General features: G+C 65.2%; 3 protein-coding genes. All 3 read right to left on the bottom strand.

Annotation, left to right across the window (positions count from 1 at the left end; all coding sequences use genetic code 11):
* Positions 1–596: 596 nt before the first annotated feature.
* Positions 597–1103 carry an NADAR family protein gene (locus tag HUV06_RS15075; RefSeq protein ID WP_217433913.1) on the bottom strand — a complete coding sequence of 169 codons (507 nt, stop codon included), beginning with the start codon at positions 1101–1103 and terminating at the stop codon, positions 597–599.
* Between the two features lie 157 nt (positions 1104–1260).
* The gene (locus HUV06_RS15070; protein ID WP_174302065.1) at positions 1261–1530 is read right to left on the bottom strand and encodes a hypothetical protein; all 270 of its coding nucleotides are present in this window, start codon (positions 1528–1530) and stop codon (positions 1261–1263) included.
* A 198-nt stretch (positions 1531–1728) separates the two neighbouring features.
* Positions 1729–3847: translation initiation factor IF-2 (gene infB, locus HUV06_RS15065; protein ID WP_174302064.1), on the bottom strand; the 2119-nt coding region annotated here is incomplete at its 5' end.

Genomic DNA, 3847 nt, shown 5'->3' with positions numbered 1-3847 from the left:
ACCTACTGAGGGATCGGGCTCTCATGCTGCGCCGTTTGACCGGGGAAATCACTAGGGCGCGCCTCGGGCCCCGGGGTCGCGCAGTCGTGTCGTCCCGCCTGCTGTTCGTGTCGGAGCCGCCTTGCAGGCAGAGGTAGCCGAACACGAGATGGCGCGGGAGATGACCGGTCGCCGCTCTGATGGATGCGGGTGTGCCGCCGTGCTCAGGCCGTCCCGTATTGAAGGTTCGATCGCCTCCGGCGGATCGAACACAGGGCTGGGACAAGGAAGAACGTTCATTCTCTCCTCCCCCGCTTCGCAGGGGAGGAGAAGATGCACTGCGATCTCCTCATTCGCATCCAAGCCCAGCCCTGTGTTCGACGCAGCCGCAGGCCAAGTCGAACCTTCAAGCAGGACGCCCTGCGTCAGCCGCCGCGGCGCAAGGCGGGTCAAGGTCGAGCCTGCAAGGCTCGCCCGCGGCACGCGGGTCGCCTTGACGCGCCCGAGCCCGGCGGCACCCACCCTGTCCGCTTGTCGGCGCAACGCTAACGCGAAAGAACGACCCAAGGCGGACTCTGCCTGAGACGTTGATACATTCCGATACTCGTCACCCCATCTCAGTGCAAAGGCGGGTTAGCACGCGGCCGAGAAGGGTTCGTTCCGCGCCATTCGGCCGGGTCATGTACCTTGGGATCGTCTATGGCTAGCCCAACGCCCCAAATCCAATCCCTAACGTTTGCTTCGACAAGCATCTTGCCCGTCGTAGCCCTGAGTTGCCGTCGCGCGCCGTCGTTCTGAAGGAACTTCTGTCGGTTGCCCTCATGTACGATGTCAATCTTCCACTCGTCCCAGACCTCCTGATCGAAATGCCGCACCGTCTGGCCCAGCCGCTTCTGTTCAGAGGGATCGTTCGTCTCAGCGATGGCTACTGCGACCTCCTCGTCTCGGAAGAGCATAGCTTTTTTCACCATCATCCATTGTTCTGCAGTGGAGAAAGCTGTCCCGTCCACTTTGAAGGGCGTCCGGTGCCATTGGCTGAACACGCCCTTGATGAAGGGATGAAAAGTCTGGAAATCTCCTACGGCAGGAAGATCAGCTTCTGAGATGGTAGGTCGGTCTCCCACCGGCTCATCCTGAACTCAGTTTCCGGCAGGAATCCACCCTCAGCACGGGTTTCCGGCGTCCGCTTCCGGGCAGAGAACCTTGCCCATGCTGGACGGCGAGTTCCCGGAGAGGAAGCCTTCAAAGTCCTCATGCTAATGGCTGTCGTGTAGGACTGGGTCAGGCGTGGTCTGGCGCAAGCTTCGCCGCAAAGCGGGAGATTGACTTTCCGAAGATCAGAAAGGCGAGGGACCACGCTGCTTCTTCGAGCGGAATTGTAAACTGGGCAAGCTCTGTGGCCGCGATGTAGTGTGCGGTAATGAAGTGCGTTGAAGCGGATAGGCTGACGTATACTCGGATGGCCATAAAGACCAGTGTTACAGCAGCCTGTATGAAGCCCGTGGCCGCCAGCACCCGAGTTACCGCAAGAGCGACATCGTAGGCGCGCATGACAGCCTTTCTGTTGGATCGTTCAAACACGCTAGAGGCGAGCAAAGCTTGACCAGCCTGTCAAGTCGAAGGTCCGAGTTCCAGCCTCAACGGCCTCTTGCGACGTCCGCTTCCAGGAAGGAAACGAATTAGGTTCGCCTTAAAGAAAAAGGCGCGGACCTCTCGGCCCGCGCCCCAGCACTCCCGCCATCAACCGCCCTACAACGACCGCGCCACCGTCTCCACCGTAAAGCACTCGATCGTATCCCCGACCTTTATGTCCTGGTTCAGGTAGTTCATGCCGCATTCGTAGCCGCTCGTGACCTCGGCCACGTCGTCCTTGAAGCGGCGGAGCGTCTGCAGGTTGCCGAGTTCGACCACCACCACGTCCTCGCGCAGCACCCGGACCTTGGCGCCGCGGCGGACCACGCCCTCGGTGACGCGGCAGCCGGCGACGTTGCCGACCTTGGTGATGTTGAACACCTCCAGGACCAGCGCATTGCCGAGCCAGGTCTCGCGCTGGATCGGCGACAGCATGCCGGACAGCACGCCTTTGATGTCGTCGATCAAGTCGTAGATGATCGCATAGTAGCGGATCTCCACGCCCTCGCGCTCGGCCAGGTCGCGGGCCTGCTTCGACGCACGGACATTGAAGCCGATAATCGGCGCGCCCGAGCCCTTGGCCAGCTGCACGTCGCTCTCGGTGATCGCTCCGACCGCGGAATGGATGATCCGTGTACGGACCTCCTCATTGCCGAGCTTCTCCAGGGCGCCGATGATGGCTTCTGTCGAGCCCTGCACGTCGCCCTTGATGACGAGCGCCAGCTCCTTGACCTGCTTGTTCTGCAGCTTGGCCATCATCTCGGCCAAGGAGGCCGAGGCGCCGCCGCCAGCGACCCGTTTTTCGCGGCTCTGACGCATGCGGTATTCGGTCAGCTCGCGGGCGCGGGCTTCGTTCTCCACGATGGCGAAGGGTTCGCCGGGCGAGGGCGCCTGGTCCAGGCCCAGCACCTCCACCGCATCGGAAGGACCGGCGTCGGTCACCTGCTCGCCACGCTCGTTGACCAGGGCGCGCACCTTGCCCCAGGCCTGGGCGGCCACGATGATGTCGCCCTTCTTCAGGGTGCCGCGCTGGACCAGGATGGACGCGACGGGGCCGCGGCCCTTGTCCAGCTTGGCCTCGATCACGGTGCCTTCGGCGGAACGCTCCGGGTTGGCGCGCAGGTCCATGACCTCGGCCTGCAGCGAGATGGCCTCGATCAGCTCCTCCAGGCCCAGCTTCTGGGTGGCGGAGACCTCGATCACCTGGGTCTCGCCGCCCAGGCTCTCGGCCACGATCTCGTGCTGGAGCAGCTCGTTGATCACCCGTTCAGGGGCGGCGTCGGGCTTGTCGACCTTGTTGACGGCCACGATGATGGGGGCGCCGGCGGCCTTGGCGTGGTTGATGGCCTCGATGGTCTGAGGCATCACGCCATCGTCGGCGGCCACCACCAGCACCACGATGTCGGTGACGTTGGCGCCGCGCGCCCGCATGGCGGAGAAAGCGGCGTGGCCGGGGGTGTCCAGGAAGGTCACCGCCTCGCCGTTGGCCAGCTTCACCTGGTAGGCGCCGATGTGCTGGGTGATGCCGCCCTGCTCGCCCGAGGCCACGTCGGTGGTGCGCAGCGCATCGAGGAGGCTGGTCTTGCCGTGGTCGACGTGGCCCATGACGGTGACCACCGGGGGCCGGGTGGGGGTGTCGTCCTCGACGTCGTCCTCGGCCAGGAAGCCGGTTTCCACGTCGGACTCCGAGACGCGCTTGACGGTGTGGCCGAACTCGGCGGCGATCAGCTCGGCGGTGTCGGCGTCCAGCACGTCGTTCAGGGTCAGCATGGTGCCCTGGCGCATGAGGTACTTGATCACGTCGCCGGCGCGGATGGCCATGCGTTGGGCCAGGTCGGTCAGGGTGATGGCGTCGGGGATGACCACCTCGCGCACCCGGGCGCCTTGGTCGGGAGCCGAGCCCTTGGTGCGCTTCTCCCGCTCGCGTTCGCGGGCTCGGCGGACCGAGGCCAGCGAACGCATCCGCTCGGCGGTGTCGCCATCGCCGGCCACGGCCTGGATGGTGAGGCGGCCTTCCCGACGCACGGGCGCACCCTTGCCGCGGGACGGGGCCTTGCTGCCGGGCGCACCGCGGCGACGGTCATCCTCGTCGCTGGCGCCGCCCGGCTTCGCCGTCGCACGGCACGAGATCACGTTGTATGGGCAGTGCAGCGATTGCCGCCCGGCCGCCAAGCCCGGCGCGCCTCGCAAGAAGCCGCCCGCGCCCTCGCACGGCCACGGCCACTCGCACTGAACC

This window comes from Caulobacter sp. S45, from assembly GCF_903642205.1.
Lineage (GTDB): Bacteria > Pseudomonadota > Alphaproteobacteria > Caulobacterales > Caulobacteraceae > CAHJWH01.
This window is presented reverse-complemented; position numbering and strand designations above follow the sequence as displayed.